This is a genomic window from Phenylobacterium sp., from assembly GCF_030679875.1.
Classification (GTDB): domain Bacteria; phylum Pseudomonadota; class Alphaproteobacteria; order Caulobacterales; family Caulobacteraceae; genus Phenylobacterium.
The window spans coordinates 129,969-144,975 of record NZ_JAUXSP010000006.1 but is presented as its reverse complement, the minus strand read 5'-3'; the positions used below and the strand labels follow the sequence as shown (position 1 = coordinate 144,975).

The window sequence follows — 15,007 nt, the reverse complement described above, 5'->3', positions numbered from 1 at the left end:
GGCGGCCAGGGGATCCCCTGGCCGCCTCTCCCTTCGGACGGCGTGATGTCTCGCGCCCGCCTTAGCGGGGCAGCTTGCTCGCGCCCATGAGATAGGCGTCGACCGCCTGGGCGGCCTGACGACCCTCGCGGATCGCCCAGACCACCAGGGACTGGCCCCGGCGCATGTCGCCACAGGAGAAGATCCGGGGCTCGGAGGTCCGGTAGTCGTCCACCGAGGCCTTCACATTGCCCCGGGCGTCGAGATCGACCTTGGCCTGGTCGACGAACCCTTCGCGGCGCGGGCTGACAAAGCCCATGGCCAGCAGAACGAGGTCCGCCTTGAGTTGGAAGGCGCTGCCCTCCACTTCCTTCATGACCATGCGGCCGTCGTCGCCCTTGACCCACTCCAGGCGGGCGCACTCAAGGGCCTCGATCTTGCCGTCCTTGCCGATGGCCCGCTTGGTGGCCACGGCGAAGTCGCGCTCGCAGCCCTCTTCGTGGCTGGACGAGGTGCGCAGCTTCAGCGGCCAGTCGGGCCAGGTCATCAGCTTGTTCTCGCGGGCCGGCGGCTGGGGCATGATCTCCAGCTGGGTGACCGATGCGGCGCCGTGACGGTTCGAAGTGCCGATGCAGTCCGAGCCGGTGTCCCCGCCCCCGATGACCACCACATGCTTGCCCTTGGCCGACAGGGTCCCGGTCGGCGCGGCGACCTCTTCGGCGTCGCCAGCCACGCGGCGGTTCTGCTGCGTCAGGAAATCCATGGCGAAATGGATCCCGTCCAGGTCGCGGTTTTCGATCTCCAGGTCCCGGGGGTTCTCGGCGCCGCCGGCCATGACCAGAACGTCGTAGTCATCCAGCAGGCGCTGGACCGAGACATTGACGCCCACCTCGAAATTGGTGCGGAAGATGACCCCTTCGGCCTCCATCTGGCGCACCCGGCGATCGATCAGGTGCTTCTCCATCTTGAAGTCCGGAATGCCATAGCGCAGCAGGCCGCCGACCCGGTCGCTCTTCTCGAACACGGTGGGGGCATGGCCGGCCCGCGCCAGTTGCTGGGCGCAAGCGAGGCCCGCAGGCCCGGAGCCGACGACAGCGACGCGCTTGCCCGTGCCCCGCGGCGAGGGCTGTGGCGTGATCCACCCTTCATCCCAGCCCTTGTCGACGATCTGGCACTCGATCGTCTTGATGGTCACCGGATTGTCGATGATGTTCAGGGTGCAGGCCGCCTCGCAGGGCGCGGGGCAGACCCGACCGGTGAACTCCGGGAAGTTGTTGGTCGACTGCAGGTTCTCCAGCGCCGCCAACCACTGCTCGCGATAGACGAGGTTGTTGAAGTCCGGGATCTGATTGTTCACCGGGCAGCCGGTGTGACAGTACGGAATCCCGCAATCCATGCAGCGGGCGGCCTGCTTGGTCAGCTCCGGCTGAGCCAGGGGTTTGACGAATTCGTTCCAGGTCTTCAGGCGAGACTCGGGCTTTTCGTAGCCACGGTCCTGACGTTCGATCTCAAGGAAGCCGGTGGGCTTTCCCATGACGGTGCTCCGATCTTCAGTCTTATTCGGCGGCGACGGCGGCGGCGGACTTGCGTTCCTGGGCCAGGTCCAGCAAGGCGCGACGATAGTCGCTCGGCATCACCTTGCGGAAATTGGCCAGCTCGGCGTCCCAGTTTTCCAGGATCATCCGGGCTCGGGCGCTGCCGGTATAGAGCTGGTGCCGCTCGATCAGGATGCGCAGGCGCTCGGCGTCGAAAGCCAGAACATCACCCATGCCGTTGTCGTCCACCGACACCGACTTCTGCCGGGGCCGCTGGGCGTCATCGGGATCGGCCAGGCTGGAGGCCGGGGCTATGGCCTCGATCTCCACCATGGCCTTGTTGCACAAGGGGTCGAACCGGTTGGTGGGGTCATAGACATAGGCGATCCCCCCGGACATGCCGGCGGCGAAGTTGCGGCCCGTATCGCCCAGGACGACCACAACGCCGCCCGTCATGTACTCGCAACCATGGTCGCCGACACCCTCGACCACCGCCACGGCGCCGGAGTTGCGGACGGCGAAGCGTTCGCCGGCCACCCCTTCGAAATAGGCCTCGCCGGAAATGGCGCCGTAGAGGACCGTGTTGCCGATGATGATGTTCTGGGTCGGCTCACGCTTGGAGTTCGGCGGCTGGCGCACGATGACGCGCCCCCCGGACAGGCCCTTGCCCACATAGTCGTTGGAGTCGCCCACGAGCTCCAGCGTCACGCCCCGGGCCGCGAACGCCCCGAAGCTCTGGCCGCCGGTGCCGCGGAAGGTGAAGGAGATGGTCCCGTCGGGCAGGCCCGCATGGCCATGCGCCATGGCCACCTCGCCCGAGAGCATCGCCCCCACCGTGCGGTTGATGTTGCGGATCTCGAACTCACCCCGGACCGCCTCGCCCCCGCCGATCGCCGGGCGCGCTGCGGCCAGCAGCTGGTGGTCCAGGGCCATGGCCAGGCCGTGATCCTGCTGCTCGGTGTTCCACAGGCCCTTCGGGTTCTCCAGGGGCGCCTGGTAGAGCAGCCGCGACAGGTCGATTCCGCGGGCCTTCCAGTGATCGACGGCTGGCGCGGCGTCGAGCAGATCCACTCGGCCCACCATCTCATTGAGGTTGCGGACGCCCAGCAGGGCCATGATCTCGCGCAGCTCTTCGGCCACGAAGAAGAAGTAGTTGATCACGTGCTCAGGCTGGCCGGTGAAGCGGGCCCGCAGGACGGGATCCTGGGTCGCCACCCCCACCGGACAGGTGTTCAGGTGGCACTTGCGCATCATGATGCAGCCGGCGGCGATCAGCGGGGCGGTGGCGAAGCCGAACTCCTCGGCGCCCAGCAGGGCCCCGATGGCCACGTCCCGGCCCGTCCGCAGGCCGCCGTCCACCTGGACGGCGATGCGCGAGCGCAGGCCGTTCAGCAGCAGGGTCTGCTGGGTTTCAGCAAGGCCGATCTCCCAGGGTGATCCCGCATGGGTGAGGGAGGTCAGCGGCGAGGCGCCGGTGCCACCCTCGAAGCCCGAAATGGTCACGTGATCGGCCCGGGCCTTGGAGACGCCGGCGGCGACGGTGCCCACCCCAACCTCGGAGACCAGCTTCACGGAGATGCGGGCCTTGGGATTGACGTTCTTCAGGTCGTGGATCAGCTGGGCCAGATCCTCGATCGAATAGATGTCGTGGTGCGGCGGCGGGCTGATCAGGCCGACGCCGGGGGTCGAGTGGCGCACCTTGGCGATGGCCTTGTCGACCTTGTGGCCGGGCAGCTGGCCGCCCTCCCCGGGCTTGGCGCCCTGGGCCATCTTGATCTGGATGTCGTCGGCGTTGACCAGATATTCCGCCGTGACCCCGAAGCGGCCGGAGGCCACCTGCTTGATCTTCGAGCGCATGGAATCGCCGTTGGGCAGGGGCTTGAAGCGATCAGGCTCCTCGCCGCCCTCCCCCGTGTTGGACCGGGCGCCGATACGGTTCATGGCCATGGCGAGCGTGGTGTGCGCCTCACGGCTGATGGAGCCGAAGCTCATGGCGCCGGTGGAGAAGCGCTTGACGATCTCGCTGGCTGGCTCGACCTCGTCGATCGGGATGGCCTTGTCAGCCAGCTTGAAGCGCATCAGGCCGCGGATGGTCAGCAACCGCTCGCTCTGCTCGTTGATGCTCGCGGCGAAGGTCTTGTACTCGTCGGGCAGGTTGCCGCGGACGGCGTGCTGCAGACGGGCCACCGAATCCGGCGTCCAGGCGTGCGCCTCGCCGCGCAGGCGATAGGCGTATGAGCCGCCGACATCGAGCATATGGCGATAGATCGGGTTGTCGCCATAGGCGTCCCGGTGACGCCGCACGGCCTCCTCGGCGATCTCGCCCAGGCCGACACCCTCGATGGTCGAGGCGGTGCCGGTAAAGTACTTCTCGATCAGCTCGGAGTTCAGACCGACCGCATCGAAGATCTGGGCGCCGCAATAGGACTGATAGGTCGAGATGCCCATCTTGGACATGACCTTCAAGATGCCCTTGCCGACCGCCTTGATGTAGTTCTTGCGCGCGTCCTTGGCCGAGAGGTCGAGCTTGTTCTGCACCCGCAGCTGCTCGATGGTCTCGAAGGCCAGATAGGGATTCACGGCTTCGGCGCCATAGCCGGCCAGGACGCAGAAGTGGTGCACCTCGCGGGCCTCGCCGGTCTCGATGACGAGGCCGGTCTGCATCCGCAGGCCCTGGCGGATCAGGTGATGGTGAACCGCCGCCGTGGCCAGCGCGGCGGGGATGGCCACGCGGTCGGCGCTGACCGCCCGGTCCGACAGGATCAGAATGTTCATGCCGGCCAGCACCTCGTCGGTGGCCTCGCGGCATAGACGTTCCAGGGCGCGCTCCAATCCACCGGCGCCCTCATCGGCCGCCCAGGTGGCGTCCAGGGTGGCGGTGCGGAAGGCGCCGTCCAGCAGCTCGTTGATCGAGCGGATCTTGGCCAGGGCCTCATTGGTCAGGATGGGCTGGGCGACTTCCAGGCGCTTGTGCGAGCCGGCTTGACGGCCGAGCAGGTTCGGGCGGGGCCCGATCATCGAGACCAGGCTCATGACCAGTTCCTCGCGGATCGGATCGATCGGCGGGTTGGTGACCTGGGCGAAGTTCTGCTTGAAATACTCGTAGATCAGCTTCGAACGCTGGGAGAGCACGGCGATGGGCGTGTCCACGCCCATAGACCCGATGGGGTCATCCCCCAGGCGCGCCATGGGTTCGAGGAAGAACTGCTGGTCCTCCTGGGTGTAGCCAAAGGCCTGCTGGCGATCGAGCAGGGCGGCCGGATCGTCGATGCTGACCGGCTCGACCTCCTCGGCGTCGACCACATCCTCCAGCTTGAACTGGGTTTCGGCCAACCACTCTTCATAAGGCTTGGCGCTGGCGAGGGAGGCCTTGATCTCCTCGTCCTCGATGATGCGCCCCTGCTCCATGTCGATCAGGAGCATCTTGCCCGGTTGCAGCCGCCACTTGCGGACGATGCGCTCGTCCTCGACGGGCAGCACGCCGACCTCCGAGGCCATGATCACATGGTCCTGGTCGGTGATGACGAAGCGGGCCGGACGCAGACCATTACGGTCGAGGGTCGCGCCAATCTGGCGGCCATCGGTGAAGGCCACGGCGGCGGGGCCGTCCCATGGCTCCATCAGGGCGGCGTGATACTCGTAGAAAGCCTTGCGCTTGGAATCCATCAGCGGATTGCCGGCCCAGGCTTCCGGGATCAGCATCATCACCGCGTGGGCCAGCGAATAGCCGCCGGCCAGCAGCAGCTCCAGGGCGTTGTCCAGGCAGGCGGTGTCGGACTGGCCGTGCGGGATCAGCGGCCACATCTTGTCGAGATCGGCGCCGAGCAGGTCGGACTCCATCCCGCGACGGCGCGCGTTCATCCAGTTCACATTGCCGCGGACGGTGTTGATCTCACCGTTGTGGGCCATGAACCGATAAGGGTGGGCCAGCCGCCAGGACGGGAAGGTGTTGGTCGAGAACCGCTGGTGGACCAGGGCCAGGGCCGATTCCGCCAGGGGGTTGGCCAGGTCCTCGTAGAAGGTCCCGACCTGGCCGGCCAGCAGCAGGCCCTTATAGACGACGGTCCGCGTCGACAGCGACGGCAGATAGAGGTCCTTCAGGCCCGGCAGGCCCTTCTTTTCCGCCAGCTGGGCGATGGGGTTCTGAACCTGCTTACGCACGGCCAGCAGCTTCCGCTCGTGGGCGTCCTGATCCTTGATGGTCGGGCCGCGACCAATGAAGGCCTGGCGGATCACCGGCATGGCGTCGAGCACGGCCTGGCCGATGCCGTCCAGGTTCACCGGCACATCGCGCCAACCGAGAACCGGCTGCTTCTCGACCTTCATGAAGTGTTCGAACTGGGCCACGGCGACGTCGCGCGCGGCCTCATCATGCGGCAGGAAGCACATGGCCACGGCGTATTCACCGGCCGGCGGCAGATCGACGCCGTTGTCCTTGGCCCAGGCGCGATAGAGACCATCGGGGATCTGAATCAGAATCCCGGCGCCGTCGCCGACCAACGGGTCAGCGCCCACCGCGCCGCGATGGTCCAGATTGACCAGAATCTGCAGACCCGCCTGCACGACCTCATGCGATTTGCGGCCTTTAATATTGGCTACAAACCCTACGCCGCACGCATCATGCTCGTTACGCGGATCATACAATCCCTGCCGCTCTGGCGCCCCCATACGGACTCCCTTCCACTTGCTACGGGCGTGCGTCCACGCGGCCCAAAAGGGCCGTTCCGGACGCACGTTTGAACCGCGCATTTACCCGGCAAGAACAGCCCTTGTCGATGGGGCAGAAGCACCGGAATTGAAATGATCTTCCAAGTTGCGGCTTCAGGAGCCCCTCAATCGCCCCAAAGCCGCCCCTGACGGTCGGCTGAGCGCCGGATCACAATGAAGCGATTGCGCGCCCTTGCGCCCCGATCACAGGGTCGTTCGGGCGCCATCATCGAGACCCAGCGCCGCGCGCCTTGCAATTCCTTTGCGGATGCGATTGGAGACCGGCTCGTTACTGCGCTATTTTCCCGCCACCGAACTCGAGGAGTGCCTGATGACCGACCAGATCGAACGGCCCTGGGCCCTGATGCGCCATCACGCCGGTTGGGCCGACGTCTTCCACATCGAAAAGGAAGCCGGGGACTCGGTGACGGGTTTCTATCCCGACCGGGAGACGGTGGGGCCGCCGGTCAGCTATTCCGTCCGCGCCGTCCTCGCCCGCTTCCCGACCATGGAAGCCGCCCGGGCCGCCCGTGAAGGGGCCGTGTCCGAATGGCGCAAGCATGACGCCGGCGTCCAGGAGGCTGAGGAGAAGCTCCGCGCCGCCGAAAAGGCCCGCGAAGACGCCTGGCTGGGCTGCCTGCGCGAGGCCGCTGACCGCTCGATCGGCTAAGGGCTTCAGGCTTAACTGATGCGAAAACCCCGTCGCCATCAGGCGACGGGGTCATTCGACGGCTCTCGGCCGTGGTCGCCGGCCTAGTCCTCTTCGCGATAGGCGGTGTGGCAGGTCTTGCAGGCGGCGGCGACCTGGCCGGCCTGCTTGCGTAGGGCGGCGAGATCACCCTCCCGGGCCAGGACGTTCAGCCGCTGGGTCTGAGTTCGGAGATTGGCTGCGGCGTCAGCGAATCCCGCCGCATCGCTCCATACCGCCGCCCGAGCCCCGGTCTCTGCGCCCGACTCAGGCCCGCTGCCGCGGGGGAACCAGGTCGGAAGTTGAGTGGCGTGGCCCTCCAGCCGCGCCGCAGCGGCGGCCACCACGGCGAGGTCGGGCTTGCGGGCCCGCAGCTCGTCGTTCACGCCCTTGAAGGCCGCGCCGATCTGCTTGAATCCGGCTTGACGGGCGGCCACCGCCCGCTCCGCCGCGCTTTCGGCCACAGCCGGGGAAGCCCCCGCGAGCAGCGCGCCCGTGGCTAGAGCCAGTGCGGCGGCAAGGCCAGCCGATGTCTTCGTCATGAATTGTTTCCGACAGTGAACTGGAGCCGAGTGTTGCGGCCTGTCCGGGTTGGCGTCAATTGGCCGGCGCGCCGGCGCGACGGGCCTCCGAGATCAGAGCCCCGCAGGCGGCGTCCTCTGCGAGCCCCGGATCGATGAAGGGCAGCAGGGCGGCCAAGGGGGCGGCCACGACCCCCAGCGCCACAGCCAGTCCGCCCTGGACGATGGCGCCGGCCGCCTCAACGCCCACCTCGGGCGACAGCATCGGGCCGCTGACGGTCACCGGGGCCATCAGACGGATCAGCCGGGGCTCCTTGGGTTCGCCGTCCAGGCGGAAGTCGATCCGCTCGCGGCCCAGATCGATCTCACCCTCTCCGCGACCCAAGACCGGTCCCGTGTCGAAGACGATGTGGTCGGCGCGCAGGACGCCCTTGGTCCCCTTGAAGTGCGCCACAGCGCATCGCACCGGGGTGCGCGACTGGTCATCGGTGAGCAGGAGACCCAGCCCCCGGGTCACGTTGATGCCGATCAGCTCGGCGAAGGCCTCGCGGATTTCCCCCTGGGGAACCACCAGCAAGGCCTCGCCCTCGGCGTTGGCGAAGGCCCGGTGGACCGAGGCTCCGGCGCCGCGCAGCTGCACCCGGCCCAGCAGATCGCCAGACAGGGGCGCGACACCGCCCTCCGCGGCGGGCAGCAACTGTTCAAGCCGGGCGCGGGTGAGCCGCATGTCCAGATCGGTGATCGGCACATCGGGGCGGGCGTCCAGAGAGATGCGGCCTGCGAACGCACCCTGAGGCAGGGAGAAGACCACCTCGTCGGCGTCAAGGAAGCCGTCCTTGAGGGTCAGATGCACCCTGGCGCCGCGCAGGGGCAGGTTCGGCGCCTCAATGGCCTCAGCGCGGTAGGTCAGCTCAGCGTCCATGGAGCGGATACGATCGACCTGCAGGGTCGCGTCGGGGAACAGCCGCTGCTCGGCGCGAAGGCGCCGCGCCATCTCCTTCTGGGGCTCTGAGGCGGTCTCCCCCGCGCCCACTGACGGCGCCCCGCCGAATAAGGTGGCCAGGTCGTCCAGGTCGAGGCGGCGGGAGCTCAGGTCCGCCGACAGGAAAGGCCGGTCGTCCGACACGTCGACCCGCAGGCTGCCCGAAAGGTCGCTGTCGCCCAGGCGTCCGCCCAGATCGTCCAGGCGGTAGATCTGTCCCTCTCTCACCAGGCGACCAGACAGCCGGTAGGGCGGCGTATTGGGCAGGGCCAGGCCCGTGATGGCGTAGAGGCGCGACAGGTCGGGGCCTTCGGCGGTCAGATCGAGTCCGAAACGACCAAAGTCAAAGGGCTCCGGCAACGCGCCCTTGGCGGTCACCTGGGTCGCCCCGGCGCGGATGTCCACGTCAAAGGGATAGGGCTCGTCGGGGTTCACATTGATCAACGGGCCGCCATTGACCCGCAGCCGGAAGACTTCGCCATTCAGTTCACCGTCGCCGGTAAGGGAAAAGCCGGCGTCGCCGCCGCGGACTTCCTGGGCTTCCACGCCGCCGGAGAACCGCAGGTCCCGCTGGTCATCGATGACTTCGAGCTGGCCGCCGTCGATGATGAACCGACGGATGGCCGGCAGATCGACGGGCTCGTCCTTGGCGCCGGGTCTCGAGAAATCCCAGGTCGCCCGCCCCTCGCCGTCCCGACGCAGCCGGGCCACAGGCCGGGTCAGCTCCAGGCGCGTCAGGATGGTGCGGCCTCGAAACAGGGGCAGGAGCTCCATCTGGACAGTCAGGCGCTCGATCTCGAGGGTCTTGCCGTCCCCCGCCCACTCTGGATCGCCGATGCTCAGGCCATTGACCGTCGCCTGGGGCCGCAGCGACCAGGGCTTGGCCTCCAGGTCGCCAGCTAGAACCACCTCACGTCCCAGACGCGCCGAGGCGAAGGCTCCTATGGGACCGCGCAGCAGGTTCCAGTCGAACAACAGCAGGAAGAGACCCAGCGCCAGGATCACCGCGCCGACCACGCCGCCGCTCCACAAGGCCGTTCTGCGGTAGCCCTGCCGGGCTTCCGGGGTGGCGCTCCGGGCGCGGGCGCGGGCCGTCCAGGCGCTCACCCTCTCTCGGCGCTGGGCGGCCCAGGGGCGAAGGGCGGCGACACGCCGGGACAGGTCTCTGGAAAATTGGGGCAAGGGGAGCTCCAGTTGCGTCCATCACAACGCGCGAAGTCCGGACTTGTCTCCCCTCAGTGCGAAACCCCACGGGCTGCAACCGCGGCGCGCAGGGTGACCAGGATAATCCGGATGTCGAAGGCCAGGCTCTGGCGGGAGTCATACTCGGCGTCCAGGCGCACCTTGTCGGCGATGGGCAGGTCATCGCGGCCATTGATCTGCGCCCAGCCCGTGACCCCGGGCCGCAGGCGATGGACGCCGGCCTCGGTGCGCAGGGCGACCAGATCGTCCTGGTTGAACAGGGCCGGGCGCGGCCCCACCAGGCTCATCTGACCGACCAGCACGCTCCAGAGCTGAGGAAACTCATCCAGGCTGGTCCGCCGAAGAACGCGCCCCAGGGGCGTGATCCACTGCTGCGGATCCTCCAACAAATGCGTCGCGATGTCTGGGGTGTCGATCCGCATGGAGCGGAACTTGGGCATCAGGAAGATCTCATTGTCCCGCCCCACCCGCCGCGACCAGTGGATGGCCGGACCTGGCGAATCCAGGCGCACCGCCACGGCGATGATCAGCAGGACGGGCCACAGGACGAGGAGCCCCGCAAGGGCCCCGGCCATATCGAACAGACGCTTGATCAAGACGTCCACGCCTCCTCCGATCGGTCGTCCCTGGCTTATCGCGCCGGAGCCCTGCGCGCCAGCCGGGCTCAACCCAAGGCCCAGACCCGGGCCTGTCCGCCGGGTTCGACGGCTGTCACCCAGTCGGCCGCGGCCTGCAGCGGCGCCTCCAGGCCGTCGGGCGGATTGATCAGCACCAGGGCGCAGCCGTTCATTTTCATGGGATCGCCCAGGGGGCGCATCCTGGCCTCGACCACCAGCAGGGGCGCTGGCTCGCAGGCGTCCTCCAGGTCGCGCAGGAAGCCGTCGAAGGTCTCCAGATCCTTCAAGGGCAGCCAGATCAGAAAGTGCGTCTTCGGTGAGCGGGCCAGGGTCTCGCCGGCCAGGACGGCGATCCGGTCGTAGTCGTCGGCCTTCTCGAATGGCGGGTCGATCAGCACCAGTTGGCGCGCCTTGGCGTCCAAGACCTGAGCGGCCTCAGCGAAGCCGTCGCCGCAAAGGGTCCGGACCCCCGGCATGGCGCCCACAACCTGCGCCAATCGCGCCTGCTCCTCAGCTTGCATTTCGCAGGCCAGGTAGGTGTCGGCTGGCCGCAGCGCCTGGGCGATCAGCCAGGGCGAGCCGGGATAGAGCCAGGGCTCACCGGCGCCGTCATTGGCCGCCGTGACGGCTCGCACCAGATCATCGAGCGCCTCGGGCCGGTCTCCCGCGCCCATCATCCGCATGACCCCGGCCTGCGCCTCGCCAGACCGCTGAGCCTGAGGTCCACGCAGGTCATAGAGGCCAGACCCCGCATGGGTGTCGATGATGCGGAGCGGCGCCTTGTCGGCCTGCAACGCGGCCAGCAGATGCAGCAGGGCGGCGTGCTTGACCAGATCGGCGAAGTTTCCGGCATGGAAGGCGTGGCGATAGTTCAATTCGACCTCGGCGGCGGATGAGGAACCGGCCGCTCCCCTAGCACGTTGCTCGCCCGCTCCGGACCCCCCGGCGCGAGGCATTGAGACCGGCCATGCCCAAAGACGTCGCCCATCCCCCCGAGGTTCTAGAATTCGGCCTCATCTATGTGAACGCCGACGATCCCGGCATTGCGCGCAAGGGCGAGTCCGGGCGATTTTCCTATCGCAACTCCAAGGGCGAGCCGGTCACCGATGAGGCGACCCTGGCGCGGATCGAGGCCCTGGTCATCCCGCCCGCCTGGACCGAGGTCTGGATCTGCTCAAGCCCGCGGGGCCATATTCAGGCCGTCGGGCGCGACCAGCGCGGGCGCCGGCAATACCGCTACCATGAGGGCTGGCGGATGGCCCGGGACCTGGCGAAGTTCGAGCGGATGACCGCTTTCGGGCGGGCCCTGCCCCGTCTGCGCCGCCAGGTCGAAGGCGACCTCGCCCGCCGCGGCCTGCCCCGGGAAAAGGTCCTGGCCGCCGTGGTGCGCCTTCTGGAGACCACGCTGATCCGGGTCGGCAATGACGAGTACGCCCGGACCAACAGGAGTTATGGCCTGACGACCCTGCGCGACCGACATGCGAGCATCAACAGCCGCGGCGCGGTGTTCAGCTTTCGCGGCAAGAGCGGCAAGGACCACGAGACCGGCTTCCAGGACCGTCGCCTCGCCCGGGTGGTCAAGTCGTGCCAGGACCTGCCGGGGCAGCGACTGTTTCAGTATGTGGATGAGGACGGCGCCCGGCGCGCCGTGGAGTCGGCCGATGTGAACGCCTATCTGCGGGATGCGACCGGCCTGGAGATCTCGGCCAAGGACTTTCGCACCTGGGCTGCGACGGTCTCCGCCGCCCGCGCCCTGGCTGGCGGCGAGCCGTCTGTCTCCGAGACAGAGGCCCGTCGACAGGTGGCCATCTGTGTCAAGGCGGTGGCCCAATTGCTGGGCAATACCCCGGCGGTCTGCCGCCGGGCCTATATCCACCCCTGGGTGCTGGAGGCGTATGAGACGGGCGTTCTGCCCCTGAAGGCCAGGGATGGGCGCGCCTTCGAACTGGCGGTCATCCGGTTTCTGGAGGCGGCTCCGACCGCAGCCCGTCCTGCGGTGCGATAAGAATACCACTGGTATGCGAACAAATTCCCGCCAGATAGGCTTGGTGCGTCGCTACTATACATTGTTTTTATAGTTTTTTTTCCCGCCCTTTAGTCGCCTGATTACTTCATTATAAGAATCATATGGACTGAAAGGCGCCTGCGGGCGCCCTCGGATTCGTGACTGTAAGAAAGGATTTCCATGCGCAATCGCCTCCCCACGTTTGCCGCCGCCGCCGCCCTCGCCCTTGGCGCCGGCTCCCTCGCCCACGCCCAGACAGCCCCCGGCCCGGCTGCGGCGCCACCGGCCGCCGAGGCGAACGCGGCGATCAGCGACGACCAGGTGAACAGCTTCGCCCTGGCCATGAACGAGATCAGCACGCTGAACCAGAAGTACGCCCCGCAGATCCAGGGCGCGACCGACGACACCGCCCGCACGGACCTGCAGCGTCAGGCCGCGACTGAAATGGCTGCGGCCGTGGAAAAGAGCGGCATCAGCGCCGAGCAGTACAATCAGATCGCCCAGGCCGCCCAGGGCGACGCCGAACTACGCGCCCGCATCGGCGTGGCCATGCAGGCCAACGGCGTCACGCTGCCGGCCAACTAGACGCAGTCCAAGCCTCACGGCTGGAACTATGATCGCCGAGGCCGAAGGGTCTCGGCGATTTGCGTTTGAGCGCTTTAGCGACGCAGGGCGTAGCCGATGCGCAGGGTGCGCGGCGCCCCCAGGGTCAGAAGACCGTCCCCGGCCCGCGCGGTCTCGATCTCGGCGTCAAGGATGTTGTCCGCCGCCAGATAGAGCTCGGCCTCCGGCGCCAGACGCCAGCCGACCCGGAGGTCCAGGGTCGTGGCGGCCCCCAAGGTCCGGCTGTTGAGATCGTCTTCGAAACGGGGCCCTTCGTGCCGGAGGTCAGCCGATAGCCGCAGGGGCTCCGACACCCGCCAGTCCAGCCCCAGGCTGGCGGCGAACTCCGGTGTCTGGGCCGGACGCAGGCCTGTGAGTTGCGGGGCCGCCGAGCCGCCATCCACCTCGGCCCGGGTGGCGACGGCCGCAGCGCGCAGCGTGACCGGGCCAAGGTCGCCGGCCGCCGACACCTCCAGTCCCACAGCCTCGATCGCGCCTGCATTCTGGCGCTGTCGCAGCACGCCGCCGGCAGGAACAAAGCCGGCGATGGGGAAGGTCCCCGGCCCCCGACCGATAGTCACGTTGGTGATCGGCTCCTCAAGGCGATTGAAGAACAGGCTGGCCGACCAGGCTAAGGCGCCCTCCCCGCCGATCCCGGCTTCCACGCCATAGAGGCGCTCAGGTTCAAGCTCGGGATTGGCCTCGGTGATGTCGTTGCCGACCCGGAAGGGACGATGCAGCTCATTGAGGGTTGGGGGACGGAAGGCCGAATAGGCCGCGCCGCGCAGATAGACCTGCTCCGACAGGTCCAGCCGGGCGCCCATGCGGGCCGTGGGCGTGGCGCCCGATGCGTCCGGGGCTCGGGACTCGAGAACGACGGCGCCGCCGTTCAGGTCGCGCTCGATCCGGCGGGCGTCCCTGGCCGACCAGCCGTCCAGTCGCACCCCGCCGGTCAGCAGCAGTCCGGCGCGATCATAGGTGGCCTCGCCATAGGCCCCACCGACGGTCGTCCGTCCGCCGGCCACCCGCCCTCGGGTGAAGCCCGCCCCGAGGTCGCGGAAGAATTCCCTCGTCTCGCCCTCGGCGACTCGCAGATCACCGCCAAGCTCCCAGGTCCAGGCGCCCGAGACCTGCCGCCAGGCCGCGTTCATTCCATAGCCCAGGGCTGGGGTCGCCAGCTGCTCGGCGGCGGGCCGGCTGGCGGCCCGGCCGGCCTCTACGGCCGCAAAACGATTCTTGAGATCGCTGCTCCGCAGCCACGCCTGGGCGCGCCAGCCGCCGGATCCGGCCGCCTGAGGCTGGGCCAGGGATAGGGTCGCTGAACCGCCGCTGGCCTCTGACCCGACGCCGACCACCCCGCCGCCGCGGCGCTCCTCGAAAGCGTCGAGCCGGAAAGCGGCCCGCACCCCGCCGATCTGGCCCTGCAGGCGGGCGGCGGCTGAGACCTGGTTGAGGCCCGCGGGTTCATCGACAGCGCCACTGCCAGGGCCGCGAATCGGGGTGTAGCCCTCGGTGGTGGAGCCGGCGACCACCGCCAGCAGGTTGGCCGTACCCAGCGCCGCCGCCGCCCGGTAGGTCCCGCGGGATCCCGCCGAGATATCCAGCGCAGAGACTCCCTCGACGGGGTCACGCTCCGTCAGCGCCACCACCCCGGTCAGGGCGCCGGCTCCATAGGGCCCTGCGCCCGCACCCTTGATGATCTGGGCTCCGTTCAGGCCTTCGGGCGGCAGGGCAGACCAGATCACCCAGCCGCCGAAAGGATCGTTCTGCGGCGCGCCGTCCAGGGTGACCAGGGTGCGGCCGGCGCCGGAGGGGGCGATCGCGCGCAGGGACAGGCCCTGGATGGTGGGGTTGGCGACTTCGCTGCCCGAGCGTCGGAACAGGGCGACCCCAGGCTCTGAGCGTAGCGCCTCATCGAGCCGCGGCGCTTGCGCCAGGTCGTCGGGACGCAGTCGGACAATGGCGAAGGCCCGGTCCGCCGGACTCGGCGCCAGCCTTGGCGCGGTCACCTGCACTTCGTCGACCAGGGGCGGCATGTCGGGCATCAGGGCCTCATCGGGGTCAGGCGGAGGGTCACATGTGGGTGACAGTCCGAGGATGTTAGCAATTCGTTGCGGGCTTGGGGCCAAACCTAGGGTATTGAAGTCGTTCTGTTTCCAGCGTGTGA

General features: G+C 68.2%; 10 protein-coding genes. 3 read left to right on the top strand and 7 right to left on the bottom strand.

The features are described from left to right. Window positions 1-61: 61 nt before the first annotated feature. Window positions 62-1,513, bottom strand: a complete 1,452-nt coding sequence (locus tag Q8K84_RS03840) for a glutamate synthase subunit beta (protein ID WP_305280989.1) — start codon at window positions 1,511-1,513, stop codon at window positions 62-64. A 22-nt stretch (window positions 1,514-1,535) separates the two neighbouring features. Beyond that, window positions 1,536-6,182 (bottom strand): glutamate synthase large subunit, encoded by a 4,647-nt coding sequence (gltB, locus tag Q8K84_RS03835; protein WP_305280987.1) that lies wholly within the window; start codon window positions 6,180-6,182, stop codon window positions 1,536-1,538. 370 nt (window positions 6,183-6,552) lie between these two features. Between gltB and Q8K84_RS03830 the strand changes: the two genes are divergently transcribed. Further along, a complete protein-coding gene (locus Q8K84_RS03830) occupies window positions 6,553-6,891 on the top strand; it encodes a hypothetical protein (RefSeq protein ID WP_305280985.1) in 339 nt (112 codons plus the stop codon). An 83-nt stretch (window positions 6,892-6,974) separates the two neighbouring features. Here Q8K84_RS03830 and Q8K84_RS03825 read toward each other — a convergent pair whose 3' ends face one another. From Q8K84_RS03825 to rlmJ, 4 genes are all read right to left on the bottom strand, one after another. After that, window positions 6,975-7,451, bottom strand: a complete 477-nt coding sequence (locus tag Q8K84_RS03825; RefSeq protein WP_305280983.1) for a cytochrome c — start codon at window positions 7,449-7,451, stop codon at window positions 6,975-6,977. A 55-nt stretch (window positions 7,452-7,506) separates the two neighbouring features. Next, window positions 7,507-9,594, bottom strand: a complete 2,088-nt coding sequence (locus Q8K84_RS03820) for an AsmA family protein (RefSeq protein ID WP_305280981.1) — start codon at window positions 9,592-9,594, stop codon at window positions 7,507-7,509. A 53-nt stretch (window positions 9,595-9,647) separates the two neighbouring features. After that, the gene (locus Q8K84_RS03815; RefSeq protein ID WP_305281236.1) at window positions 9,648-10,208 is read right to left on the bottom strand and encodes a sugar transferase; all 561 of its coding nucleotides are present in this window, start codon (window positions 10,206-10,208) and stop codon (window positions 9,648-9,650) included. A gap of 71 nt (window positions 10,209-10,279) precedes the next feature. Next, window positions 10,280-11,107, bottom strand: coding sequence for a 23S rRNA (adenine(2030)-N(6))-methyltransferase RlmJ (gene rlmJ, locus Q8K84_RS03810; RefSeq protein ID WP_305280980.1), 828 nt, complete (start codon window positions 11,105-11,107; stop codon window positions 10,280-10,282). A gap of 92 nt (window positions 11,108-11,199) precedes the next feature. Between rlmJ and Q8K84_RS03805 the strand changes: the two genes are divergently transcribed. Further along, window positions 11,200-12,237, top strand: coding sequence for a DNA topoisomerase IB (locus Q8K84_RS03805; RefSeq protein WP_305280978.1), 1,038 nt, complete (start codon window positions 11,200-11,202; stop codon window positions 12,235-12,237). Between the two features lie 180 nt (window positions 12,238-12,417). Beyond that, window positions 12,418-12,822, top strand: coding sequence for a DUF4168 domain-containing protein (locus Q8K84_RS03800; RefSeq protein WP_305280977.1), 405 nt, complete (start codon window positions 12,418-12,420; stop codon window positions 12,820-12,822). 74 nt (window positions 12,823-12,896) lie between these two features. Here Q8K84_RS03800 and Q8K84_RS03795 read toward each other — a convergent pair whose 3' ends face one another. Beyond that, a complete protein-coding gene (locus tag Q8K84_RS03795; protein WP_305280975.1) occupies window positions 12,897-14,885 on the bottom strand; it encodes a TonB-dependent receptor in 1,989 nt (662 codons plus the stop codon). Window positions 14,886-15,007 lie beyond the last annotated feature (122 nt).